Source organism: Prodigiosinella aquatilis (genome assembly GCA_030388725.1).
Taxonomy (GTDB): Bacteria; Pseudomonadota; Gammaproteobacteria; order Enterobacterales; family Enterobacteriaceae; genus Prodigiosinella; species Prodigiosinella aquatilis.
On sequence record CP128857.1, the window covers coordinates 4,297,100 to 4,322,323 of the forward strand.

A 25,224-nucleotide genomic window follows, 5' to 3' on the forward strand; every position below is an offset into this window, starting at 1 on the left:
ACCTCTTTTCGTTTACGTCAGACGGAAGGAATAATTAGCGTCTGGCCCAGTAATACCCTGTTTGATGCCATATCATTAGCCTGCTGAATTTCTTTCATGCTGACACCATAACGGGTGGCGATAGAACTCAGGCTATCCCCTCTTTCTACTTTGTGTTTTACCACAGTTGCCACTTTTTTGGTGGCAGACTTTACATTGGCGACACGGCTGTCAGCCACCGGGATTGTTAATCGCTGCCCAACCCAGACCACATCTTTCTTCAGGTGATTGGTATCACGTATCGCCGACATACTGACACCATAACGAACAGCAATCCCGGATAACGTTTCCCCCCTTGACACCGTATGACGCACTGTATTGCGGCTGGGGTATCTGCCGGACGTCGCAGAAACGGAAGACTTCACTGTCGGCAGTATGGATGGTCGTTTTTCCGACTTTGGAGCCGATTGTAATGGATGTGCCAGGAAATAACTGCGCAGTCCCCGATAGATGGCATTAGCGATTTTTTCCTGATAGGCATCGCTACCCAATAATCGTTCTTCAGCCGCATTGGAAATAAAACCGGTCTCCACCAGAAGTGAAGGGATATCCGGCGATCGTAATACACCGAGACTCGCGTATTCCGGACGTTGTTTATGCAAACGGCCAATGCGGTGCAATTCACGCAATACTTTGACGGCAACGTCATAGCCAACACGTTGTGAATGACCAAACTGCAAATCCAGTACTGCCTGACTCAGATAGGGATCAGCTTTACTGTTTGCCAATAGATCGCCGGCACCGCCCAATAGCTCAGACTGTTTTTCATGCTGTTCGAGCCAATTGGCCATCTCGCTGTTAGCTCGTCGGTTTGACAATACCCAGACCGAGGCACCGGTAGCATTATGGTTTGGCGCCGCATCCGCATGGATAGACACCAACAAGTTGGCCCCTTGCTTACGGGCTACTTCGGAACGCCCCATCACAGAAATAAAGTAGTCGCCATCACGAGTCAGTACCGGTTTAAACATCGGGTCCTTCTCCATGATAGCCTTTAGTTTTCGGGCAATCGCTATGGTGACGTTTTTTTCATGCAAGCCGTCCGGCCCTGTCGCACCTGGATCCTGACCACCATGCCCGGCATCAATCGCAACCACAATTTTTTCATCGCCCACACGACGGGCAGGAACCCGGGCCGACGTCGTGTTCCTGTCCGCCGTCGTCGTCGGTTTAGCATTGAATGGAACACGTCTGCGATCAGTTTGGGGTTCACTACGCGATATCGAGGTTATTGGATTATTGACAACAGCTTTTCTCTCGCCAGTCACGGTGAAAACCACGGTATAGTCTGAACCGGTTTTTTGCGTAACCGCTCGCGTTTTAGCCCGACCAGTCAATTCAAGCACCAACCGGAGACTTTGCGCATCCTTCGCCTTGCTACTACGAATACGGGAAATCATGTTCTGACCGCTGAATTTCAGCGGCAACCCTTGAATAAGGCCAGACTGACGTATATCAATCACTACCCGGTCCGGATTGTGTAACGAGAAAAAAGCATAAATAGGCTGCCCACTGAACCTGAGGCTCACCGTCGCCTGCCCTGAGGCATTATTGACCTTGATATCCGAAAGGTTAGCCGCCCATAACGGGTTGACAAACATCAATGACACGCAGAATAAGACTTTAATCAACCGGTTTATCATGACGTTTTCAACCTCAATAATCCGGCCAGACATACCAGTAATTTTTCTCCCACTGGCGACAGCGCGATAACCTCTGCCTGCCGTCCCGTACCCTGATAATGCAAATGCAGTTCAATATCGGCCGGAGGTAATATCCCGACACCCTGCTGCGGCCACTCAATCAGACAGATAGCATCTTGTGACAGATAATCACGGATTCCCATAAACTCCAGTTCTTCAGGGTCGGCTAGCCGATAAAGATCAAAGTGATAAACCGGACGAGGTGACAATTCATAAGGCTCAACCAACGTATAAGTTGGACTTTTTACGTTTCCCTTATGACCAAGCGCCTGTAGAAAACCACGACTCAACGTGGTTTTCCCCGCCCCCAGGTCACCCAAAAGATAAATAATACCAGCACAGTCAAACGCCTTGGCCAGTGCGGCACCTAGTGCGATGGTTGCTGCCTCGTTCGGCAGAGGTAACAAGAGTTTCTTCATTCTGTCTTTTCTAAGGATATCCACTCAGGATTTACATATTGCGACAACACTGGCATCAAATCGGTTGCCAACATCCCCCGCGTGCCCCGTTGCTTCGCCAACTTATCTGCTGCTGCACCATGAACAACACATCCCGCACAGGCAGCATCATACAATGCCAGTTTTTGTGCCAGAAACGCCCCGATAATACCGGAAAGCACATCACCCATACCGCCACTTGCCATACCAGGATTACCGACATCGGCTATCGCCAACTCTTCTTGCTCATTAGCGATCACTGTCCCGGCACCTTTCAGCACGACAACACCGCCATAACGCTTCACCAGTTTCCGAGCAGCTAGTAAGCGGTCACTCTCAATATCTGATACGCGGCAGTTTAACAACCGGGCCGCCTCACCAGGATGAGGAGTCAGGATGCGATTCTGACGTTTATGCGGATTGATTGCCAGCAGGTTGAGAGCATCAGCATCCCATAACATGGATTTGTTACAATTTTCCGCTATTCGCAGTGCATTTTTTCCCCAATCCCGCTGCCCCAACCCCGGGCCAATCACAACGACATCCGCCCACTCCATTCCCTGACGCAGAGTTACCGCAGTAAGCTCTTGTACCATCAACTCAGGACGAAAGGCCACCAACGCTGCAACATACTGCTTGTTAGTAAGCACTCGCACCAATCCGGCTCCACTGCGTAATGCGGCCTCGCCAGCCATAAAAACAGCGCCGCCGGTTCCCTCGTCACCACCAACAATCAGCAATCTACCGTGCTCGCCCTTATGGGCTACAGGTCGACGTGGTTTTAACCAGTGCATCAACGATGCCGCAGTAAGACGCTGTATCGGGGCCACTTGTCGCGTTATCCATTCGGAAAGCCCCAGATCATCAAGATGAAGATGACCAACGCAGTCACGGGCTGCCCCGGTAAGTAATCCCGGTTTCAGGACAATAAAAGTCACCGTGTGGTCAGCCTGAATCACTGCTCCTTCATGATGACCGGTTTCAGCGTTTAATCCTGAAGGAATATCTAATGCCATTACAGGTGCCGGGCAATGGTTTACTCGCTCAATCAGCTCGTCATAAGGCATTTTGGGTGCCGATAAAAGCCCCGTACCTAACAAACCATCAACAATAATATCAATATGCTCCGGCCACAGAGCTTCAGTATCCAGCTCCGTACCACCCTGTTCCAGCCAGGCCTGCCGGGCTTGTGTTGCTTCTGCGGGTAAAGACCGGGTTCCTGGGATGGCAATAACCGAGACTTGCATTCCAGCCTGTCGAGCCAGACTGGCGACAATATAACCATCACCACCATTATTGCCATGTCCTGCCAGCACCAACCAGTGGCGAGCGTTTGGGTAATACCGTCGGATGAGATTGAAGGCCGCATCACCGGCACGTTGCATCAGGGTATACAACGACACCCCCGACATCTCTGCTGCTTCAGCTTCCTCATTACGGATCCAGTCGGCCCTGAATACAGAATATGGTAAAGTGGAAGAGACTTGATTCTTTCTATGGCCCATCATGACATACCCCTACGATCTCAATGAATTAGCACAACTTATCAAGCAATGGGGTCAATCGCTGGGTTTCCAGCAGGTGGGAATTTGTGATACCAACCTTTCTCACGAAGAACCCCGGTTGCAGGCATGGCTAGATAAGCAATATCACGGCGAAATGGCATGGATGGCCCGACATGGTATGTTGCGAACCCGCCCACACGAACTGTTGCCCGGGACATTGCGCGTTATAAGTGTACGCATGAATTATCTTCCTGCTAAGGCGGCTTTTGCTAATACCTTAAAAAATCCTCGCCTGGGTTATGTCAGTCGTTATGCATTGGGCCGCGATTATCACAAATTACTGCGCCAGCGTTTGAAAAAGCTGGGAGACATGATTCAGGCCTACTGTGGAAAGTTGCAGTTCCGCCCCTTCGTTGATTCTGCGCCGATTATGGAAAGGCCGTTAGCCGCCAAAGCCGGACTAGGCTGGGTTGGCAAACACTCACTGATACTTAATCGTTCTGCGGGATCTTGGTTTTTTCTGGGGGAGCTGCTCATTGATTTACCCCTTCCATTGGATAATCCGGTTAAGGAAGCGTGTGGAAAGTGCGTCGCCTGCATGACAATCTGCCCAACAGGGGCGATTGTCGAGCCTTATACCGTTGATGCGCGACGCTGCATTTCCTACCTGACTATCGAACTGGAAGGCGTTATCCCGGAAGCCCTACGACCCTTGATAGGTAACCGTATCTATGGATGTGATGACTGTCAGTTAATTTGCCCGTGGAACCGTTTCTCGCAACTGACGGATGAAGTGGATTTCAGTCCACGTGCCGCTTTACACGCGCCAGAGCTGTTAGATCTATTTGGCTGGGATGAAGACAGATTTCTACGGATCACCGAAGGTTCATCTATTCGCCGCATTGGTCATTTACGCTGGTTACGCAATATTGCAGTCGCCCTGGGTAATGCACCTTATGAAGATCATATCGTACTGGCCTTGCGATCTCGACTTGGGGAAAACAACGTGCTGGATGAACATATCCAATGGGCCATTGCTCAACAACTGTCCCGCCGGGAACAGTCAGCACTTGACATCTTGCCAGCCCAGAAAAAACGGCTTATTCGAGCTATTGAGAAAGGATTACCCAGAGACGGCTGACATTGTATTTGGTGAAAAAAAATTTGTCATTGAAGCTTTATATTATCTGTGGATAATTATAAAAAATCGTTGTCAATCAATCGTAACAAAAAGTACAAGTGATCTTGATAACGTTTTTTATTATAAATTTATCTTTTTATTTCAGATATATAAATAAAAAATTTTTTTTTAGATGACAAACTGACAGATATAAACTAAAGCGCATTATCTGTGGATAAGTCTGTTCAAAAGAATTATTTTTTCAAAAAAAGGAGGGAGGAAATTCCTGAAAGAAATGGATAAAATGTTGAAAATCCGGAACAGGAAACGAGACAACGGATTCCCACCTGCTTCCTTGATTCAACAAAAGTTTTTGGTACACCCTTCTGTTTGAGGGACCGTATTCTGTCTTACCTGGAAGAGCTTAGCAAGCGATTTTCCACGACATCCCTTCAAGTGTTTTTTTGATCAATAGGACTCAATCCTCCGAAACGCGCTCCTTCCTCGGTCTATTGCTCCTGGACAGGTTAGTTCTGTCACGTCACGAACGTTATGCACTCTGCATCAGCATGGCGCGACCATGACCGCAACCAGCGCACCTCTTTGGGTTTGGGCAACGACAACATTCTGAAACGTGAACCAGGCAAAGTCGCAGAGGGACGGCGCTAAACGATGCGACTGTCAGCCTTGTGCGGCGTATGAACCTTCGCTAGCACGGCCATGAACGATGACGCTTGCCACGCGGGACTTCCTTCTGCACCGCTTATTCAGCAAGAACCAGGACTGCACAAAATATATATCAAACGCCACTAAAGTTTTCTTGTTTCGATCCGTTATCCCATAGATGAATTTATACGCAAATTTTGCCAACTTGCATTGAACAGAATCACCCACATGGATTTGCTTCAATGTAGGTTGGACAAGGCAGAATTGCCGCATGAGATCGCACAGCGAAGTGCTGCAATACCGGACGGGCAAAGACAAGCCCTGCACGGTTACATTGTTCAATACCATTGAAGGAAATCATGTATGAAGATCAAACAAACCATACTGTCGGCTACTCTTGCCGCTGCTACGATGTGCACTGCTGGCGCGGCATTTGCTGGCCCACCAGTACAGATCACATTCAAGAACCTGGGTACCCAAGAGGCGACCTATAAGATTGTGACCAATAATGAGGTCAGTACCAACGTCAATGCCAGTCCCAAACCTGCAAAGACTGTTGCGCCTCAAGGAACCAATACTTACACAGTACAGAACCCGATCAGCCCTGATGCCAACGTAGCAATTGTGCGCTACACCATGGGCAGAAAGACCTGCGTCTTCGGCACGACCTTCGTGAACCAGATCATTGGTGGCGGTCTGCTTCCTGGCGGTCCTACCAAAGTTCCGAAATGGAACAAAACCGCAACTGCCAGTGGTGGCGCAGTCTGCAACGCCACCATTAGGTCGCAGAATCTGTCGAACTATTCATGGACCGTTGAATTCACGATGAAGTAATTGGCAAAGTGCGGCCCAAGCCAACAGCGTGGCCGCACTTCTTCTGTAGATATGGAAATTGCGGAATCCCAGTATGAACGGTATCAATCAGTTTGGCACCTCTACGGTGCAACAAACACAGGTTAGTGCACAAGGCACTATCAACAAGACCAGCGCTACAACATCTGAGAAAACTAACGGTACAATCGACGCACAGGCCAGCGCCAAAACGCAGGTTTCGTCGCTTTCCCACCTGCTTAGTAATGCTGCGAACCGTGCGACCGCGCGCGATGCCAACACCAGCCGCGACGGGTTGGCCGCTATTGCACAGTCTACCGTCAATAAGCTGCTGGGAGACAGCTATCGGAACAACAAGGCTGTTTATGATGCGGAAGTGCCAGCCTCTGACGACCCACAACGTCTTGCCCAAGCCCGGCAAGCAACCGATTTTACCAATGGCAAGGGAGTAAACCCCTTCAAAGGGATGTCACGCGATCAACTAGCATTGATTACTTACGATGACAGTGGCGCATTTACCATCAATGAACGCCGGACCGCATGGCTGGAAGCCTACGATCAACACGAGGCATGGAGCCGAGCCATTTCTCAAAAAATAATGGACGAATACAACCGAAGTGCCGAGGTTTCCTCGAAAACCTATCAAGAAATATTGGACTACTATCAGTCGCTCCCAGCCATCGAGGAAGCCCAACTGCCAAAGGGTTACGACACTCAATTGCAGACCAGGATACAACCGGCAAATAGCGCTGAATCATCCCAGCACAAAAACGAACTGGAATCTTTGCTGGAGCTACTGGCCCAACGAGTGGGCGGTAACAAGCAAGCATAAGGCGCGTAGTTAAAAGCAGTCGGCGGCAACAACACTGTCAAGAGGACGACAAATATTCTGGAGAAAGGATGCAGAGGGTTCACGATACCGATTTGATTCGCCTGGAAAATATTACGCACGCTTACGCTACGGGCGCGTCCAATCAGACCGTTCTGCATAATGTGTCGTTTTCCGTCCCTACGGGCCAAAGCTGCGCCATTGTCGGAGCATCTGGATCTGGCAAAAGCACGCTGCTCAACCTCATCGGGTTACTGGACGAACCCACTTTGGGCCGTGTGCTGCTCGCAGGTGAAGACATGACCAGCGCCGATGCTGAATCACGCGCTATAGCGCGTAACCGGATTATTGGCTTCGTATTCCAGAGTTTCAACCTGCTACCACGGCTCAATGCGCTGGACAACGTAGCACTACCTCTGCTGTATCGCGGCATACCCCAGCCACAAGCCCGACAAGCCGCTCTGATGCAACTGGAGCGAGTTGGCCTGACCAATCACCGTCACCATCGCCCAGCCGATATGTCAGGCGGGCAACGCCAGCGCGTTGCAATAGCCCGCGCCCTTGTCGGCGAACCGTCGCTACTGCTGGCCGATGAGCCTACTGGCAATCTCGATAGCCAGACCGCGCAGGACATCATCGAACTGCTGCTGTCCCTGAACCGCGAATGTGGCACGACATTGGTAGTGGTGACTCACGACACCGGGATTGCTGATCGCATGGCGCGCTGTATTCAAGTCCACGATGGCCGGGTAGAGGAAGCTGGACATGCCTAGACAACCCGGTCATACCGCAAGCGCTTCAGACTTATCGCATGGCTACGGTCCCTCATGGCTACAACAGTTGCGCGAACCGGTAGAGAATCTGCGCCAACTTGGCCGCCGAGCCGTCTTGGCCCTCTTGGGGATCGCAGTGGGCTGCATGGCTGTGGTAGCTCTACTGAACATCGGGCACAACGCCGAACGAGAAACCATGAGCGTTTTCAAAGGGATGGGCAGTGACCTGCTCGTGGCGAACGTGCAAATTCCCACCGGCGGCCGCAGCGAGGCGCTCCCCAACATTGCCACACTGGATACCGCCGCGCTTCGTAAAGCCGTCCCCGACATTGCAGCGGCAGCCCCCCTGATCCTTACGAGTACGGATGCCCGACTTAAAGGCCACTTGCTGAGTACAACCACGCTGGGTAGTAATGCAGACCTCCCTAAAGTGCTGGATCTCCGACTGGCACAAGGGCGCTTCTTGAGCAGGTTCGATGCACACAGCACCCATGCGGTGTTAGGTGCAAATATAGCGGCCGAATGGAAAAACGCAGGTATCCATGCCCTGCCCGGCGACCATGTACAAATTGGTGGCTACCTGTTTCAGATCATCGGCATCCTACAGCCCAAAGGCCAGAACCCTCTGCTTCCCGTCTCCTTGGATGACGCTATTCTGCTGCCTCTGGAGGGTATGCGGCGTATCATCCCTAGCCCACAGATAACCAGCGTACTGGCCCGCAACCCTAACGGCACTACGCTGGCATGGACTTCTCCCCGTTTGCAGCAGTGGCTGGGAGATAAAATGCCTGGGTATGAGGTCAACGTGCAAATTCCCCGGCTGCTGCTTGAGGGTATGGCCCAGCAATCACGCCTGTTCTCCTGGCTGCTGGCTGGATTGGGTGGTATCGCCCTACTGGTCGGTGGCATCGGCGTCATGAACGTCATGGTGATGAATGTCGCTGAGCGACGCCGCGAGATCGGTGTGCGAATGGCGCTCGGCGCCCGGCCCCAAGACATTGCCAGGCTCTTTCTGCTGGAAGCGATCATGCTGGCCGCTACGGGCGCGCTGGCCGGCGCAGTAGTCGGCCTGGCCATGGCTTGGGCTTTCGTTTACTACTCTGGCTGGTCGCCCTTTTCACTATCGTCGGCAGCGTTGCCGCTCGGTATCGGCAGCGCCATTGCAACCGGCCTGTTTTTTGGCTTGTCGCCAGCCATGGCGGCGGCACGGCTGACTCCTGAACAGGCGTTGCGCGATGTGTAATGTGCCTATCCTCATCGCACTCACGCTGATGGCCCCTATTGCTGTCCAAGCGGGAACTGATGAGCCATTGCGCCCGGCCCAGGCAACCCGCCAGGGCCAGCCGCCACCCTCTGCTGTCAGTATTTCACTCAATGCCCAGACCATCGGGCTGACACTGAGCGATGCGATCTATCTAGGGCTGCGCGACAACCGTTCTATCCGCAGCGCCTATCTGGATCGCATAGCCCAGAAGTTCGATCTGCGCGTGGCCGAAGACCGCTTCACGCCGAAGCTGATGCTCAGTGGCAGCTACCTTTCCAATCGGAATCAGGATGACCGTTATCGACAGAGCTCCGTAACACCTGCAACCACCTTGCTGACGCCGTATGGCACCCGCGTGAGCCTGGGATGGACGTATCGTCATACACAGGCCGATCAGGCCGGACTATCACTCAATGACGGTGCCAATATATCGCTGATCCAGCCGTTGCTACGCGGTGCGGGCAAGGAAATTGCGACAGCGCCGGTGCGCCTTGCGCGGCTAACCGAGCAGACCAACCGACTCAACCTGAAATCCACTGTCTCGCAGACCATCACACAGGTGATCGAGTCCTATCGCACGCTATTGCAGGTACAGGAGCAATTGAAGATCTCTCGGGACTCGCTGGAGCGCGCCCGTCAACTGATCGAGGTCAACCGAGCCATGATCGCAACCGGGCGCATGGCCGAGTTCGAGATTGTGCAGACAGAAGCCGAAGTCGCCTCGCAAGAGCTGGCCTACGAAGAGGCCCGCAATCAGGTGGACACGGCACGGCTTGCCCTGTTGCAGCTACTAGCCTTGAATCTGAACACACCTATTGTTGCAACCGAGGCGCTACAGGCCCGACGTGTGGATGTCGATGCAGCCCAGGCACTACACCAAGCCGAAGCATCACAGCCAGCCTGGCTCTCTCAGGTTATCTATAGCGAGCAGGAGGCCATCAATCTCGCGGTGGCGCGTAACGACCGTCTCTGGGATGTTTCGATTGTGGGCGGTGCCAGCCAGATACGTGACCGCAATACTCTGAGCGGCTCCGCACGCACCTGGGAAAACTATGTCGGGATACAGGTCGAAATTCCCATTGGCGACCTCAGCACACGCCAGGCAGAAGTACAGGCCCGGGTCAATGTGCGCAACCAGGAGATTAAGTTGGCGGAAGCCCACCAGCAACTGGAGCGCGATGTCACGAATGCAGTACGCGATATTGGCACCCGCTGGCGGCAGTACGAAATCGCCCAGCGCGCGCGCAACCTCACCCGCCGCAAGCTGGAAATTGAACGGGAAAAACTTACAGTGGGTCGATCCAGCAACTTCCAGGTGCTGAGTTTCGAGAACGATTTGCGTAATGCCGAGAATGCGCGCCTCAACGCATTGATCAGCTACCTGAACGCACAAGCCGAACTGGATCAGACGCTGGGCACCACATTGAAAAGCTGGGATATAGCGCTTAATGACTAGATACCGCCTGACGAACCAACTGATCACGCTTATCCGTCGCCGCCCGATCTTATCGGTGCTATTGGCGTTTCTGATGGTAGTGACTGCCGCCGTTTTCTGGAAACCCTGGGAACCCGACGACGCCAGCCCGGCGCAGGACACGCAAGTACAGTGGTTGCAGGTGCAACCCCAGTTGATCGAACAGCAGTTAGGCCTGATGGGCCGCATTCAGGCTACCCGGCAAGAAACCCTGTCAGCGCCGTTCGAGGGCATTATCCGTGAAGTGTTGGTACAGGAAGGACAGACTGTTAAAGCGGGTCAGACGCTGCTGCGACTTGACCCAGGGCAAATCGAAATCCAGCTACGCCAGGCGCAGGCAGAACTGCTCAAAGCTCAGCGTGAAGTCCATCAACTACGTAACTGGGACAGTAGCCCCGAGGTTTCCCGTGCCCGACGCGCCGTGCAGACAGCCCGCTCAACCCTGGAAGTTACGCAAACAAACCTGCGCGATACACGGGCTCTGTTTGAGCGCGGTATCGTCGCCCGCATGGAAGTCGATACGCTTGTGCAACAAGTGCGCACGCAGCAGCAAGACTTACTCTCCGCGCAGGATGAACTGCTCGCCGTCAAAGCACGCGGCCAGGGTGAAGAGCGCAAGATTGCTGAAATGGAACTAGTCAACGCGCAAGCGCGTCATCAGGCCGTAACAGCACAAAGCGAACGTCAGGTTCTCAAAGCGCCGTTTTCAGGCGTGGTTTTACGTCCGTCGATGCCTGAGGGCGGCAAAGCCATCATCGCTCAAGCAGGGGTACAGGTCATGCAAGGAGCGCCTCTTCTGATCGTAATAGGGCTGGAACGCATTCAGGTACTCACCCGAGTGGAAGAAGCTGATCTGCACCAACTGCGCGAAGGTATGCCGGTACAAATCACTGGGGATGGTTTTACCGGACAAACACTGACCGGCCGGATTGCCACCATCGCGGTACAAGGCAACGCAGCAGACGCGCCTGGTGCAGCCGCCCATTACGACGTAGTGATTTCAGTCGATAGACCTCATGCCGAGGCCGCGCAGCAGGTCAGGCTGGGCATGAGTGCCCGACTGGCCATCACCACCTACCGCAACGAGCAGGGTATTGTGGTGCCACCCCAGGCACTGGGCACGGACGATGACGGCTCTACCTATGTACGGTATCGCGCTACGCTTGACGCAGCGCCGTCAAAAATACGGGTCACGCCGGGCCAGGCTATCGCCCAAGGCATTGAGGTGCAAGGGCTGCAAGCCGGCTATATTCAGGTACCGGCCAACTGATCAACTTGCGAACGAAAAATGCAGAAAAAACAGCGAAGGAAAGGCTAAAACATCCTCTACCCGGATTGCATATACCGTTCGGGCATGGTTAACAGTGGCATGGCAGTTTTTGCCAGACATTCTCCAGGGATAGAACCCTTTTGAATCAAGAAACTATAGACCTTGAGGAATGTCTATAGATGAAGAATTGGAGCGGGAAACGAGACTCGAACTCGCGACCCCGACCTTGGCAAGGTCGTGCTCTACCAACTGAGCTATTCCCGCACGGATATGCCTGATCACCTTCCATCCTGTGACAAAATCACACATTGGCTCGGATGACCCTCAAAAGAAGACAAGAAATAACATACTGAAATATTTGGTTATTTTCTATGAAATCTCAAGAGGGCGAAATTATGAACCAATCACATAATGTTGGCAAGCACTTTTAATCAACGGACAACGGATGAATCCTCGGGTTCTTCTTAATAAACGCTAGAAAAATCGACTTCTCCCACCAACGGTAACCCATGCATAAATCGGGGTAAATTCTCCAAAAACAGATGCCCTAACCGTTGCGGGACCAATGGCCCGGCGATATGTGCGGTTACTGTAAGATTAGGCACCCGCCAGAATGGATGACCTTGTGGCAGAGGTTCTTGCCTGAACACATCCAGCACCGCTCCCGCAATGTGCTGATGTGCCAGTGCCGCCAGCAAATCGTCATCCACCACAGCGCTACCCCGCCCTACGTTGATAAACAGTGAAGAATGTTTCATCGCAGCAAACAGCGCCGCATTGTAGATACCTGTTGTTGCCGGGGTATCAGGCAGAATATTGATAACATAATCAGCGTGCTGTACCGCCTGAGGCAATTCCGTTATGCCAGCCACCCGTTCAAATCCCGGCAAAGGACGTGGCACGTTAACAATACCGTGTAAAGTGACACCGAATGGCTGTAAAAAGGCCGCGACTTCCCGGCCAATATCGCCAGCGCCCACAATCAATACCTGACGACCATACAATGAACCCGGTAGTGACTTATCCCACTCACATCGTTGCTGACTTTGTTGACGCATACTCATTCGCAACTCATGCTGCAACAGATAGGCGATGATGTATTCGGCGATCGGCTGACCAAACACCCCTACTGCACGACTCAGACGATAATCCTGCGGTAATCTGGCCTCCAACAACGGTTTGTATCCTGCCCAGGTCGATTGCAACCACTGAGGCTTCACTCCCAGCCCCAGCATATGAGCAGCTTTGTCCGGTTCTCCCACCCAGATAGGGCATTGCGCGGCTTGCTGCGGATCGCCAGTACTTTCCACCAGTGCCAGATGAGGATCAACAGCATGCAGTACAGAACAAATTTCATCAGCACGGGAATCAAGCAGGAGAATTGCAGTCATATCAGCTACCAATCAGTCAAAAACGAAACGATGATAATAATGGAAATAGCGGACAGGTAAAATAAGATCCGACACAAGAAGAGCAACTTGCTGACCACCGCCACAGAGGTGGTATTCAAATATGAGTAAAAATATACAGTTCTATTATTTTTAATAAATTAAGATAGTCACCCGATAACATCAGACACTAATTATCATTAACATGAAATTATTCAAAATAAAATAATTTAAAAACAAATAGAAATTAACTTTTCATTTAGTAAAAAATAAAGCCTAATTTATCATCAGCTAAAAACTGGAATGCCAGCATTCTGATATCATCTGAGACATCAGCGATTGCAGAATGCACGGATAATGCTATCTTGAATAAAACAGTGAATTCATTCGAACGTAGAATATGAATGACACCCAAAAATAAAATCATAACAACTAACTGTGTAATTGATTCAGCCCCACAAAAACCACCTCGGATTAATTAAACCCATAAGACATTCTCAGTAGATAAGTTGCTGAAGTCAGGGTTACCTGTCTATACCCAAAATAATTCGAGTTGCAGGAAGGCGGCAAGTGAGCGAATCCCGATGAGCTTACTCAGGTAAGTGATTCAGGTGAACGAACGCAGCCAACACACCTGCAACTTGAAGTATGACGGGTATATACCCGCCATACTTCAATAATGTATCCACAATGTGTAACAAGAAAAAGGCGGTAATTAATTGCCACCGATAGATTTCAGGACGCAGGAAGGCAGCGAGAAAATGGATTCCGATGAACCTACATCAGTAAATGATTCAGGTGAGTGAACGATGCTAACGCGACTGCGACTTGAGAGGCGGCAGGTATAAAGCTCGATGATAGCATGCAAAATCCTTATTCGGGTAGATAGCCTGGATAGCGTTTTTTTCCCTCAGTCATAGAGGAGATTTCTATGAGTTTTCTATCTCGGATAGTGGTGCACACAGTCGTCATTGGCATACTAGCACTCGGTAATGCAGTCGCTTTTGCCGGACAGTTAATACTAAAAAATATGTCCTCAAACCCTATTACTTGCACTGTTGACGGCTGGACTATCTCATCAGGTAGCAGCTTCGATTGGTATATTAAAGTACAACCAGGCCAGTCCTTTTACGTAGGTCAGAATACCAGCCGACCCAATTCCCCTATTATCAACTGGGCAAACTGCAATAACCTGCAAACACGCTCAATGACTGTGACGCCATCGGGTCCTAATCAGACACTGGTGCTTAACGGACAGCAAACACGGGTTCTCAATGTATCGCTTTACCCCTACTTGCCAACCTTGCCGACCGATGATTTTGAAAATCTGGTCGCCTATATTGTACAAACGTACCAGGCACAGCATCCACAAGTCTTACTCAATGCCGTACTCAACCAGGCGGTGGACATCTATAGCTTTGACGCACTGCCTACATTGCTGGGTCACGAGGGTTTTGATGTTATAGAACTTGATGTTTTGTACCTTGGGTTTCTGGCTGACAACCATCTGATTAACCCCGTACAGATTACCGGTGATGCACCATGGCCAGTTGCTCTCGCCGGTTCAACCTATAAAGATCAGTTGTGGGGGATACCAAGCTGGTTATGCATGGATTTCATCTACGATTACAATCAAGAGATCACAACACAGAAAAGCCTGACACAGTTGATAACTTATCTGGGCACTCGTTCACCGGACATTCCAGAACTTGTGGGCAGCTATAATGGCAGTTGGAGTATTCCCTCAGACTACATTAACGCCTATGTGCAAACCTATGGCCTCGAGGCGCTACAGCAATCGATGCAAATGCCCCCAGATGAGGCCGTTGTAAAGCAATTAGTCACCCTGTCTGATACCTGTGAACATAACGGTATCAACAAATGCACGAATAATACTTATCACCATGCCCCAAATGGGACTACCGAGCAGGTTTTCGCTACCGGGCAAGCCAGTACCGATATGGGATTTTCAGAACAGTCCTTCTTTATACGGCTCTATCAGTCAACGCATGATCCGCTTTATGTTACCCCCACGCCTTGGGGAGAAAAGCCTCAGCCGCTCCTGTTTCAAGACAGTTTCGTTTCCAGTGCAGCAACTTGCTCACCAGGCAGCAATTGCGCTGCCGATGCTCAGGCATTTACCACACTGATGACCAGCGTAGCGATGAAGAATTACATTGTACAATCCAAAGATCTGCCGGCTGGTAGCCCGTGGCGCACACTATTGGTTGCCAATCAACAATTCTGGCAACAACCTCTGATTGCCGATAATGCTTATTACCAGCAGCTTCAACCCATATTTGCAACTGCACAGGCATTTCCCAACAACTTTACAGAGCAGGTACAAACTGAAATGGCCACTCAAATCTGCACTGCTTTAAAACAACAACAACCTATGTTCGTCTGTGACAGCGGCACCAATACCACCTTGTTGGCACCATCACATTCAAGGCTATCATCACCCCAAAAACCAGCTCAGAGCAGGAGAGGATTATGAGTGTCGGACCCGTTTCAGGAAATGGAATACCCATCACCTTACCAGTAGGGAAAACCGTATTCTGGACAGCGGATGTTCAGGCCTCTTATTCGCAATTTATCCAGGTGCGGGATTCCACAAACACGGTGGTGATACAGTCGAGCGGCGCTTCTACCGGAGGGCATTCACCCACACAGATCGGTCAAGGTTCATTTGTTACAGCGGGGACTGGCGTTTATACCATTTTCCTCGGCTATAACAACGGGCAATCCTGGTCACAAGTTATGTGGGATGAAATGACGCTAATTATAGGTAGCCAAATATTTTCTAGTTGCTTTAACTTCATTACCGAAGACGGCGCAGATCAGGATTTTAATGACTCTTGTCTAACGTTAACGTGGTTTAACAGCATCGGTTGAGGAACAGATAATGACGATAGGGCCTGTAAGTGGCAATGGTATTGCCATCAGTATCCCAGCCAACAAAATAGTGTTCTGGTCTGCGTTGGTACAAAGTTCAGCTAACCAGTTCATTCAATTAAAGGACAGCAACGCGAACATCGTCTTTACGGTTCAGGGTGCGAGTTCAAGCGGCGGTATACCAACACAAATTGGTTCAGGTTTTTTTCAGGCGGATACATCGGGGAGTTATTCGATTTGGATCGGGACGAACGGAGGAAAGTCCTATTCTCAGATCTTGTGGTCGCAGGATGTGATTACCAGCGGTTCCTCGGTCTACTTTGGCAAATATATCTTCGCCAGCGAGGACGCCACGGATTATGACTACAATGATTCATTCATCCAGCTACAGTGGTTCCAAAATGTAGGATAAGTTTCCCCGTTAGAACGGTTTCACACTTGTCGGTAGTCGGTAAAGGTGTCGCCGGCCGACCAGAGATTCCGCGATAACGCAGACCCTACAGTATCAAGTTGGTAGTCCGCTGGATTTGCTCTTGGGCCTTGCCGTTTTGACCAGGTTGTTGGTGATGTTTTCATCACCGGCAACACTAACGTGCCGATACCAAGTGTTCGAAAAACGTTGGGGATTGACGGGCTTAAAAGTCGTGCTCGATGGTCGATGACGGTTTTCAACAGAATTGATGGATGATGCTCAACAAATCCATAACGCTGTTGAATCAACGAATTATAGAAACTATTAGGCATATATAAAAGAAGATTTGGAGCGGGAAACGAGACTCGAACTCGCGACCCCGACCTTGGCAAGGTCGTGCTCTACCAACTGAGCTATTCCCGCATGACTAACTGTATTCTCAAACGACTTACAAGCATTTAACTCTTTGATTAAAAAGGCTTTAACACTTTAAGGCGTTTGGAATGGGCGCAATTATGGACTGATTTAATATATATGGCAAGCCATTTTTTACCATCGCCCGGCAAAACCTACGATTGTTCAAAAGAAGAGCACTTATTAAAGTAATAATGCTTTATCTGGCATATTTCCACGTACCGCATAAAGACATAGGCTGTCGTGGTCGTTATATTTATGGGTATATCAGGAGAGGTCGTTTCCCGGAGAAAAGACAAGGAGAACGTGACATGGATGCTCTGCCCGTGTACCCACACATCGTCATGGCGAATATCAACCAACATGGCTTTGGTGAACATCTTCAATGCGTACTCACTAATATTTCACCAACACTTCATCACGACGAACATTGCACCCTGGCAGGAACACCGGACGCAGATAAAAGTACCTTGTTCAATATCTTCGGCTTACTCGATGAACCTTCATCCGGCATGTTCAACATCCGGCATGTTCAATTTTCATGGCATCAATGTTATTGGCCACGCTATCCCGCTGAATATAAAAATCGATTTAATGGGATACCCATCATATTAATTTTCATGCTTAGTATTACCAAGCAACATAATCACTTTTGCTTATACTTGCTCTAGCTCAAAAAAAATTGTAACAAACACAATAATTTCGTTAATAAGGATTAAATAACTGGTATACTTCGCCGTTATAGAGTCCCGGGAGCATTTTTTATTTACTATTCGTGACTCATGATAATTATATTAATTTTATGGTGAAATTAATGAAAGACCCTGAAAGCAAGAATAATCATACATAAAATATGTTATAAGCCACTGTCATCCCTGAGGCTATTCCATTTAAATCGCCCGGTTTATTTATTCATCTGTCTTATTATTTTCTATAAATGTTATCTGTATATTGGAAAAATAAAAGTTAACCAAATTTATACCCAATAGATCTCGAGCTGTAGAGAAGCGGCAATTGAGCGCCGTCCAGGAGCTTACTTTAGTAAGCGGCCTAAGGAATTGAAGGTAGACAACATACTTGCAACTTGAAAGATGACGGGTATATAAGGGCCATTATGTTCAGTACAAAAAATATCAATCTACCTATCATAGACGCAGCCCCTATCAATGAAATAAAAAATGTAGGTCAGACACTTTCGATATCGACTACCGAACCATCAATATCTTCTGGGACGAGTATCTCTATTAATGGACTTCATCTCTCACCCATATTAGCCCATCAGTTAAATGAGGCATCAATGAGAGCGGATGCCAGAGATGCCGGTCTGAGCCACAAAGCATTGAAGCAAAAAGCCAATGAATCGCTCAATCAGATAACCGGTATGTTGTACTACTACAATCAGAAAAAATATGATGCGGAAACACCCAATACGACAGACCCGGACTTACTGAGCCGCGCTAAACAGGCGACTGATTTCATTAACGGGAAAGACAGTAATCCGTTTAAAGGACTCTCTTACACCCAACTTTCTTTAATCACTTACGATGACAGTGGCACCTTTACCATGAATGAACGTCGTGCCGCCTGGAGTGAAGCTTATGACCAAGAGCAGGCATGGCGGGAAACGATAGTAACTCAAGCTCGTCAGGAATATAGCAACACCGGCAAACAGACCCATTTTTTGCAAGCCCTACTTGATAACTACCATTCACTTCCGACCATTGAACAGGTGCAATATCCGGTAGGTTATGAAGCGGAGCTACAAACCAGAATTAACCAGGACTCCTCTGACTTCTCCAGAGAAAGCCTGTTTAATTTCCCCAGCCTACTTGAAATGATGATTGCAACCATGGAAGGCAAACTCGCCAACGACGTTGACCTTGTTGAGTAAGAAATACCTTTTATCACCCAGTCGATAACCGGACAGGGATCAGACGAATGCTACCAGCATATAGCGGGTAATAATGTCATTTACCCGCACTGGTACACATCACATTAAATGATACTAAGAGTCACATCGATGTTGCCACGGGTCGCGTTGGAGTACGGGCAGACAATATGTGCCTTCTGCACCAGATCTTCCGCTACAGCCCGATCCAACCCCGGCAGTGAAATCTTCAGTTCTACTTCAATACCGAACCCGGTGGGAATAGCACCAATACCGACATTCCCACTAATAGCCGTTTCCGCTGGCAACACGATTTTTTCACGAGCGAACACAAACTTCAATGCCCCCAGGAAGCAAGCGGAATAACCTGCTGCAAACAGCTGTTCAGGGTTTGTCCCTTCACCGCCAGCTCCGCCCAGCTCACGCGGTGTGGTCAGCTTCATATCAAGCTGGTTATCAGAAGAAACTGCGCGACCATCACGACCACCAGTCACCTGGGCATGAGCAACGTACAATACTTTTTCAATAGACATAATAGACTCCAGATATTTAGGTTAAACAACGCGCTGCTTTTTAAATAGTGAAATATTAAATCGTGTGCTATTTAACTAGCTAAAAAAACCTTCTTGCCCTCCTGTCAGATATGCTTGATCAGGTTGGTGCGTAACACTTCCAAATCTTTTTTGATGGACTGTAACTGCTCGATATCACACTCTGCGGCACAAAATACCCCTTCAGGCACAGCGTAGGCTTTTTGTTGTAATTCCCGGCCCGCCACTGTCAGGTTAATCAGCACCTGGCGCTCATCCTCAGTACCACGATTACGAACCACTAGCCCGGCGCTTTGCAGGCGTTTAAGTAGCGGCGTCAGTGTGGCTGAATCCAAATACAGACGTTCACCCAGCTCAGAGACCGTTATACCATCACGCTCCCATAGCACTAGCATCACCAGATATTGTGGATAGGTTAAATTCAGCGCGGACAACAGACGACGATAGATTTTGTTCATCGCCAAGTTAGCTGAATACAACGCAAAACACAGTTGACCATCCAGTTGGTAAGTACTGTCATTCATGGGGTGTTGTAAGGTATCGGTGTCTTTTCTGTTCATGCCGCAAATTTACATAGCTTAAAATTAAATAGCAAACGATTTAATATGATTTTTTTTATTCCGACATACCATAGCGGGAGCACGAGGTCCCCGCCATCAGAAAAAGGTAGCGCAACTTATTGCAAATGCGGATAAATACCCGGACCAATCGGTAGTCCCAGCAGATACCACACCACCAACAGTAACAGCCAGACCAGGAAAAATACAATCGGAAAGGGGAGTATCAATGCATAGTAGGTCCCCAGTTTGGCATCCTTGTTGTAACGTTGCAAGAAACCCAAAAATAGTGGCACAAACGGTGATACCGGTGCTAACGGAATGACTGAAGAATCGGCGACACGGAACACAATCTGGGCAAATGCCGGGTGGAAACCTAGCAACATAAACATTGGCACGAATATCGGTGCCAGAATCGACCAGATAGCCGAACCGCTGGCGATAAACATACACAATAGTGCCGATAGGAAAATCAGGCCGACAAACGCCGGTATTCCGGTCATCCCCAATGCTTCCAGCAAATCCGTCAGGCCAATCGCCATAAATTTGCCCATATTGCTCCAGTTGAAGAAGGCGACAAACTGTGACAGCGGGAACACCATCACAATAAATCCAGCCATGCCTTTCATTGGATCAATCATTAGTTGCGGCAAGTCATTCTGAGATTTGATCTGCCCGGTAACAACACCATACGGAATGGAAACCGCAAAGAAGAACAGAATAATCAGCGGCACAATACCTTTGATAAAAGGGGATGGCATCACCGTATGGTGCACCGGATCACGCAACGGCCCCCATTGCGGCACCACCAACAAGGCGACAATAATCAGAAACGTCAGTGCGGCAATACCACTGGTTTTTAATCCCCGGTGCTGTTCTGGCGTCAGTTGGTGCAGACTTTCGTTACGTTCTCCCTGATACGGCGGCAAACGGGGCTCGACAAACTTATCCGTTATCAATGCCCCCACCACGGTCAGCACCACAACCGAAGCAGCCATAAAAAACCAGTTATCGATAACACTGACATGGACTGCTGGATTAATGGCTTTAGCCGCCTCGGTACTGAGCCCGGAGAGCAGGACATCGGTTGTCACAATCAGCAGATTGGCTGTAAAGCCGGAACCGACGCCAGCAATGGCTGCCAGTAATCCGGCAATCGGATTTCGTCCCACTGCCAGGAAAATCAACGCACCTAACGGTGGCATGACCACTAACGCCGCATCAGAGGATATATGGCTGAAAAAAGCGATAAACAACACCATATAGCTGGCATAGCGGGCACTCACTCGTGATGCCATTTTATACATCAGCGCTTGCAGCAGACCGACTCGCTCTGCCAGCCCCGCCCCTAATACCAATGCCAGAATCGCACCCAGTGGGGTAAAACCACTGAAGTTTTTAATAACGTTCGGTAAAATCCATTGCAGTCCTTCCACACTAAGCAAATTTTTTACCTGGACGGTTTCCCCATTGGCCGGATTGGTAGCGGTAATTCCCAGCCAGGAAAAAATGGCGCTGGCAAACATTAAAATCACGATTAAATAAACAAACAACAGGAACGGATTAGGAATTTTATTTCCCACCCGCTCAACCCAATGAAGAAATCCCACTGGCTGAGACTGATGATTTTCTGCTTCAATACTCATTCAGTATTTACCTCTACATGCTATAAGTTATATTTATGGAATAAAGTGTCTTGTTAGTGTCGGCACCTATTTTTATTATCTTTTCCCTGAGAGAAATAAACGCGAGAACGAACGTAATGCTTGTCAATTAATAAACCGAGCTACACGAGAAACCACCACGTTCGACGTTCTTCCTGGAACCAACCGTGGTGGTACTCCTCTGAAAACAGGCTTAAGTGAACAGCATTAGAGAGCGAACTCGCTTATATCCGATAGATTTCGACGTGCGGGAAAGCGGCAACCGGGTAAATCCTCTGGCGCTCACGCCCATAAATGGCTGGGGTGAGCGGGGGCAGCCAACGTACCTGCAACATGAAAAATAGCGGATATATTTCTTATTCTTTAATCCTTACCAATAAATAATATTTTCAGTCTTTTAACGCAGACGGCGTTATTTCTGCCGGGATAGGACAACGATAAGGAATATCCTGCCGCTGTTGCTGCAATTCCTGCTGGCATTGCCGTAATAACCCACTGTCGGTAAATAATGTCAGCGCAGTGGCGGACATTACTTTGGCGGCCAGAAACATGCCTTTATGGGCAATAGAGGTCCGCCCTTGTGACACTGCCTGCCAGGTATGCAGCGGTGTTCCCACCACAAAACAGGGGCTGAAACATTGCGCCGTCGGCACCAACCAGCTAACGTCGCCCACATCGGTAGAACCGGAAAGCAGTTCACGGCTGGGCGTATAAGGCGCTACGCAGTCGGTCAACACTTTTCCGGACAGTGATCGACAGAATGCTGTGCCTGCTTCTCCGCCGGTACGTGCCATATTCGCCATATTGCTGGCGATATCTTCACGACTGAACGTGCGATACATTTCCTGTGCGAAAATACGCTCCTGAGCGTCATATTCCGGCACACCAAACGCCTGCACAAAACCGTACATCGTCTGCTCCAGCGTGCGATTAGGCACATAGTTGGAACAGGCTTTGTCGAAACGGACCGTCAATGTGGTTTCCGTCATCAGCGCCGCGCCCTGAGCAATTTTCACCACCCGTTCGTAAATGGCTTGCGCTTCATCCACCTGTGGAGCGCGAATCAGATACAGCACCTCGGCATCGGCCTGCACCACATTGGGCGATGAGCCCCCCGAGTTGGTCACCGCATAATGCAAACGGGCTTCTGGAATAATGTGTTCGCGCAGAAAATTGGCACCGGTATTCATCAGCGTTACCGCATCCAGTGCACTACGTCCCAGATGTGGCGCGCTGGCGGCATGGGCGGCAATACCTTTGAAACTGAATGAGACCTGAATATTGGCCAGCGTCTGATTGCAGAACATGCCGCTGAACGTTTCGGGATGCCAGGTCAGCGCCGCATCCACATCATCAAAAACACCATCACGGGCCATGAAGGTCTTACCTGAACCGCCTTCCTCTCCGGGACAGCCGTAAAAGCGTATCGTGCCAGATTGCGGATGCTGTTCCAGCCAGGCTTTTATCGCCAACACACCGCCTAACGCCGCGGTTCCCAGCAGATTGTGGCCGCAGCCATGACCATTGGCGCCGTCTTCCACCGCCGACTGGAACGTGCAACCCGCCTGCTGGCTTAACCCCGCCAGTGCGTCAAACTCCCCCAGCAAGGCCACTACCGGTTTTCCATTGCCAACGCTGGCGACAAATGCCGTGTCAATCCCTGCAATACCGCGTTCGACCTGAAAACCTTCAGCTTCGAGCACCCCCGCCAACAACCCCGCTGAATAATTCTCCACAAATCGGGCCTCAGGGTGATCCCAAATATCATCGGCGATAGCGACCAACTGTGATTGTCGCAGACCTACCGTGTCATTGATAAAATCAACCAGTGTTTGTTTCATGCTATGCCTTGAACGTTTTGATATTCAGCGCTAATGCTGCCAGGGTTTTCACCGCGACCGGAATAACGCTTTCGTCAAAATCGAATTTTTCATTGTGATGACCCGCACTCAGTTCGGTGCCGAAAATAGCATAGGACGCCAAACCGCCGTGCGCCTTCACCCGCTCCATCAGATACGTGGCATCCTCGGAACCGGCAGCACCCTCCTGGCGATCGACAATATGTGTAAGTTCCGCAATCCCCTCGGCCTGACGGTGGATATAGGTCACCCATTCCTGACTGGGTTTACTGGATTGTGCCGCCCCCATCAGTGCCACATCGACTTCCACGCCATGCATGGCAGCCGCGCCATGAATAACCTGCAACGCCTGCTGATAGATAAATTCATTCACCTGATTGGTGGCACCGCGGGTTTCCACTTTCATCATGGCGTGGGAAGCGATGACATTACGCCCGGTTCCCGCCTGCAACACCCCAACGTTAACGCGGGAGATACCGCCACTGTGACGGGGAATAGCGTGTAGTCCCAAGGTGGCCTGCGCCGCCGCCAGCAAGGCATTACGCCCCTCTTCAGGCTTACCGCCAGCATGAGAGGCCACACCACGATAGGTAACATCCATTTTGGTGGTAGCCATGAAGGTGTCATTGCCACACACAAGGTGTCCGACAGGTACGCCGATACCGATATGGATAGCCGTAAAATAGTCGACATCATCCACAATGCCCGACTCGGCCATTGATTTGCCGCCGCGAGTCCCCTCTTCCGCTGGCTGAAATAACAGTTTGATGGTGCCACACAGTTGGTCACGCATGGCCATCAACACCTGTGCCAGCCCCAACCCGATGGTGGTATGTCCATCATGACCACAGGCGTGCATCATACCGGCGTTGCAGGAAGCGAACCCCTCACGGAACGGACGGTGCTCGCCATCCAGTTGCTCATTCAAATCCAGCGCATCCATATCTACGCGGAACCCCATCACCGGCCCTGGCCGACCGGTTTCCAACACGGCCATGATGCCGGTGAAGCCACCGGAGAAATGCGCTATCCATTGTGGTAGGGCGCCTTGTTCTATCGCTCGTTGCTCCTGCTCCTTCAATACTTGCTCTGAAGGCAGTCCCATACGGGCTTCGGCCTTAATCACGTCGCGGCCAAGCTTCAGGGTATAACCGAGTCGATGCAGTTCTTCCGCCACCAACGTGGCGGTTCGAAACTCCAGCCAACCAGATTCTGCATATTTATGCAGATCACGACGTTGCCGGGTTAAATAAGGGACTAATTCATTAACGCGTTGTGATAACTCTGAATACATAGCGGTTCTCTCAGTTTTCATCTGGCTACCCATGTGAAGTAGCGGGAAATAAGCATTGGGAATGGCCGGACGCTAAAAAATGGCGGCATGAGGCGTGGATACTGACATCCTGGGTATCCGATCAAGGAGAAAGAAAATAAAAGCAGACACTGACGATAGATAAAAAACATAAATTCTCTCTTTGAAACAGAAACAACCCGGCCACCAGCAGAATAAAGCCTTGGCTGGCAGAAAATTATTACGCTTCCCGTCGCTGGTGTCTTACACCAGCGACGGGAAGAAATAACGTCCATGACGCGTCGATCGTTGCCGTTTCAAAAAGGGCTCAGGATTGTCCTGTCCGGGAGCCTGCCGTCTGCTGACGATCGGGATAAATCACTATCCGGCTCCT

The 25,224-nt window shown here is 50.1% G+C and carries 21 protein-coding genes and 2 tRNA genes; 12 read left to right on the forward strand and 11 right to left on the reverse strand.

Annotated features, from left to right (window positions below; all coding sequences use genetic code 11):
• Positions 1 to 17: 17 nt before the first annotated feature.
• Genes amiB through nnr form a run of 3 tightly spaced genes read right to left on the reverse strand, consistent with a single transcriptional unit; the run spans position 18 to position 3,687 of the window.
• Complete coding sequence (gene amiB / locus PCO85_20000; protein WJV56151.1) at positions 18 to 1,682, reverse strand: N-acetylmuramoyl-L-alanine amidase AmiB; 1,665 nt, start codon at positions 1,680 to 1,682, stop codon at positions 18 to 20.
• Positions 1,679 to 2,161 carry a tRNA (adenosine(37)-N6)-threonylcarbamoyltransferase complex ATPase subunit type 1 TsaE gene (gene tsaE, locus PCO85_20005; protein ID WJV53415.1) on the reverse strand — a complete coding sequence of 161 codons (483 nt, stop codon included), beginning with the start codon at positions 2,159 to 2,161 and terminating at the stop codon, positions 1,679 to 1,681. The genes amiB and tsaE overlap by 4 nt, the downstream gene beginning before the upstream one ends.
• Positions 2,158 to 3,687, reverse strand: a complete 1,530-nt coding sequence (nnr, locus tag PCO85_20010; GenBank protein WJV53416.1) for a bifunctional ADP-dependent NAD(P)H-hydrate dehydratase/NAD(P)H-hydrate epimerase — start codon at positions 3,685 to 3,687, stop codon at positions 2,158 to 2,160. The genes tsaE and nnr overlap by 4 nt, the downstream gene beginning before the upstream one ends.
• On the opposite strand from nnr, the gene queG reads away from it, so the two are divergent.
• From queG to PCO85_20045, 7 genes are all read left to right on the forward strand, one after another.
• On the forward strand, positions 3,686 to 4,825 hold the full coding sequence (gene queG / locus PCO85_20015; GenBank protein WJV53417.1) for a tRNA epoxyqueuosine(34) reductase QueG: 1,140 nt from the start codon (positions 3,686 to 3,688) through the stop codon (positions 4,823 to 4,825). The genes nnr and queG overlap by 2 nt on opposite strands.
• 1,008 nt (positions 4,826 to 5,833) lie before the next feature.
• Positions 5,834 to 6,304, forward strand: coding sequence for a hypothetical protein (locus tag PCO85_20020; GenBank protein ID WJV53418.1), 471 nt, complete (start codon positions 5,834 to 5,836; stop codon positions 6,302 to 6,304).
• A 73-nt stretch (positions 6,305 to 6,377) separates the two neighbouring features.
• Entirely contained in the window at positions 6,378 to 7,133 is a 756-nt protein-coding gene (locus PCO85_20025) for a hypothetical protein (GenBank protein ID WJV53419.1), read from the forward strand.
• A 68-nt stretch (positions 7,134 to 7,201) separates the two neighbouring features.
• On the forward strand, positions 7,202 to 7,903 hold the full coding sequence (locus PCO85_20030; protein ID WJV53420.1) for an ABC transporter ATP-binding protein: 702 nt from the start codon (positions 7,202 to 7,204) through the stop codon (positions 7,901 to 7,903).
• Complete coding sequence (locus PCO85_20035) at positions 7,896 to 9,146, forward strand: ABC transporter permease (GenBank protein WJV53421.1); 1,251 nt, start codon at positions 7,896 to 7,898, stop codon at positions 9,144 to 9,146. Before PCO85_20030 ends, PCO85_20035 begins: the two co-directional genes overlap by 8 nt.
• Positions 9,139 to 10,623, forward strand: a complete 1,485-nt coding sequence (locus PCO85_20040) for a TolC family protein (GenBank protein ID WJV53422.1) — start codon at positions 9,139 to 9,141, stop codon at positions 10,621 to 10,623. Before PCO85_20035 ends, PCO85_20040 begins: the two co-directional genes overlap by 8 nt.
• Positions 10,616 to 11,911, forward strand: coding sequence for an HlyD family efflux transporter periplasmic adaptor subunit (locus tag PCO85_20045; GenBank protein WJV53423.1), 1,296 nt, complete (start codon positions 10,616 to 10,618; stop codon positions 11,909 to 11,911). The genes PCO85_20040 and PCO85_20045 overlap by 8 nt, the downstream gene beginning before the upstream one ends.
• 188 nt (positions 11,912 to 12,099) lie before the next feature.
• Here the strand turns inward: PCO85_20045 and PCO85_20050 are convergent.
• Both PCO85_20050 and PCO85_20055 read right to left on the reverse strand, forming a co-directional pair.
• Positions 12,100 to 12,175 (reverse strand) — tRNA-Gly (locus PCO85_20050).
• A gap of 200 nt (positions 12,176 to 12,375) precedes the next feature.
• On the reverse strand, positions 12,376 to 13,302 hold the full coding sequence (locus PCO85_20055) for a D-2-hydroxyacid dehydrogenase (GenBank protein WJV53424.1): 927 nt from the start codon (positions 13,300 to 13,302) through the stop codon (positions 12,376 to 12,378).
• A gap of 928 nt (positions 13,303 to 14,230) precedes the next feature.
• Between PCO85_20055 and PCO85_20060 the strand changes: the two genes are divergently transcribed.
• From PCO85_20060 to PCO85_20070, 3 genes are read left to right on the forward strand one after another with little or no spacing between them, the layout of a single operon-like run.
• Entirely contained in the window at positions 14,231 to 15,796 is a 1,566-nt protein-coding gene (locus tag PCO85_20060; GenBank protein ID WJV53425.1) for a hypothetical protein, read from the forward strand.
• Positions 15,793 to 16,194 (forward strand): hypothetical protein, encoded by a 402-nt coding sequence (locus PCO85_20065; GenBank protein WJV53426.1) that lies wholly within the window; start codon positions 15,793 to 15,795, stop codon positions 16,192 to 16,194. The genes PCO85_20060 and PCO85_20065 overlap by 4 nt, the downstream gene beginning before the upstream one ends.
• A 10-nt stretch (positions 16,195 to 16,204) precedes the next feature.
• A complete protein-coding gene (locus PCO85_20070) occupies positions 16,205 to 16,606 on the forward strand; it encodes a fucose-binding lectin II (protein ID WJV53427.1) in 402 nt (133 codons plus the stop codon).
• A 347-nt stretch (positions 16,607 to 16,953) separates the two neighbouring features.
• Here PCO85_20070 and PCO85_20075 read toward each other — a convergent pair.
• A tRNA-Gly gene (locus PCO85_20075) sits at positions 16,954 to 17,029 on the reverse strand.
• Positions 17,030 to 17,331: 302 nt separating this feature from the next.
• Here PCO85_20075 and PCO85_20080 point away from each other — a divergent pair.
• Both PCO85_20080 and PCO85_20085 read left to right on the forward strand, forming a co-directional pair.
• Positions 17,332 to 17,691, forward strand: coding sequence for a hypothetical protein (locus tag PCO85_20080; protein WJV53428.1), 360 nt, complete (start codon positions 17,332 to 17,334; stop codon positions 17,689 to 17,691).
• A gap of 626 nt (positions 17,692 to 18,317) precedes the next feature.
• Positions 18,318 to 18,911 carry a hypothetical protein gene (locus tag PCO85_20085; GenBank protein ID WJV53429.1) on the forward strand — a complete coding sequence of 198 codons (594 nt, stop codon included), beginning with the start codon at positions 18,318 to 18,320 and terminating at the stop codon, positions 18,909 to 18,911.
• 104 nt (positions 18,912 to 19,015) lie between these two features.
• Here PCO85_20085 and PCO85_20090 read toward each other — a convergent pair whose 3' ends face one another.
• The 5 genes from PCO85_20090 to PCO85_20110 form a co-directional block, all read right to left on the reverse strand.
• Complete coding sequence (locus tag PCO85_20090; GenBank protein WJV53430.1) at positions 19,016 to 19,441, reverse strand: organic hydroperoxide resistance protein; 426 nt, start codon at positions 19,439 to 19,441, stop codon at positions 19,016 to 19,018.
• A 104-nt stretch (positions 19,442 to 19,545) separates the two neighbouring features.
• The gene (locus tag PCO85_20095) at positions 19,546 to 20,019 is read right to left on the reverse strand and encodes a MarR family transcriptional regulator (GenBank protein ID WJV53431.1); all 474 of its coding nucleotides are present in this window, start codon (positions 20,017 to 20,019) and stop codon (positions 19,546 to 19,548) included.
• Between the two features lie 116 nt (positions 20,020 to 20,135).
• Positions 20,136 to 21,662, reverse strand: a complete 1,527-nt coding sequence (gene abgT, locus PCO85_20100) for a p-aminobenzoyl-glutamate transporter (GenBank protein ID WJV53432.1) — start codon at positions 21,660 to 21,662, stop codon at positions 20,136 to 20,138.
• Between the two features lie 407 nt (positions 21,663 to 22,069).
• Positions 22,070 to 23,521, reverse strand: a complete 1,452-nt coding sequence (locus PCO85_20105) for a M20 family metallopeptidase (protein WJV53433.1) — start codon at positions 23,519 to 23,521, stop codon at positions 22,070 to 22,072.
• A 1-nt stretch (position 23,522) separates the two neighbouring features.
• Entirely contained in the window at positions 23,523 to 24,833 is a 1,311-nt protein-coding gene (locus PCO85_20110) for a M20 family metallo-hydrolase (protein ID WJV56152.1), read from the reverse strand.
• Positions 24,834 to 25,224: the final 391 nt, after the last annotated feature.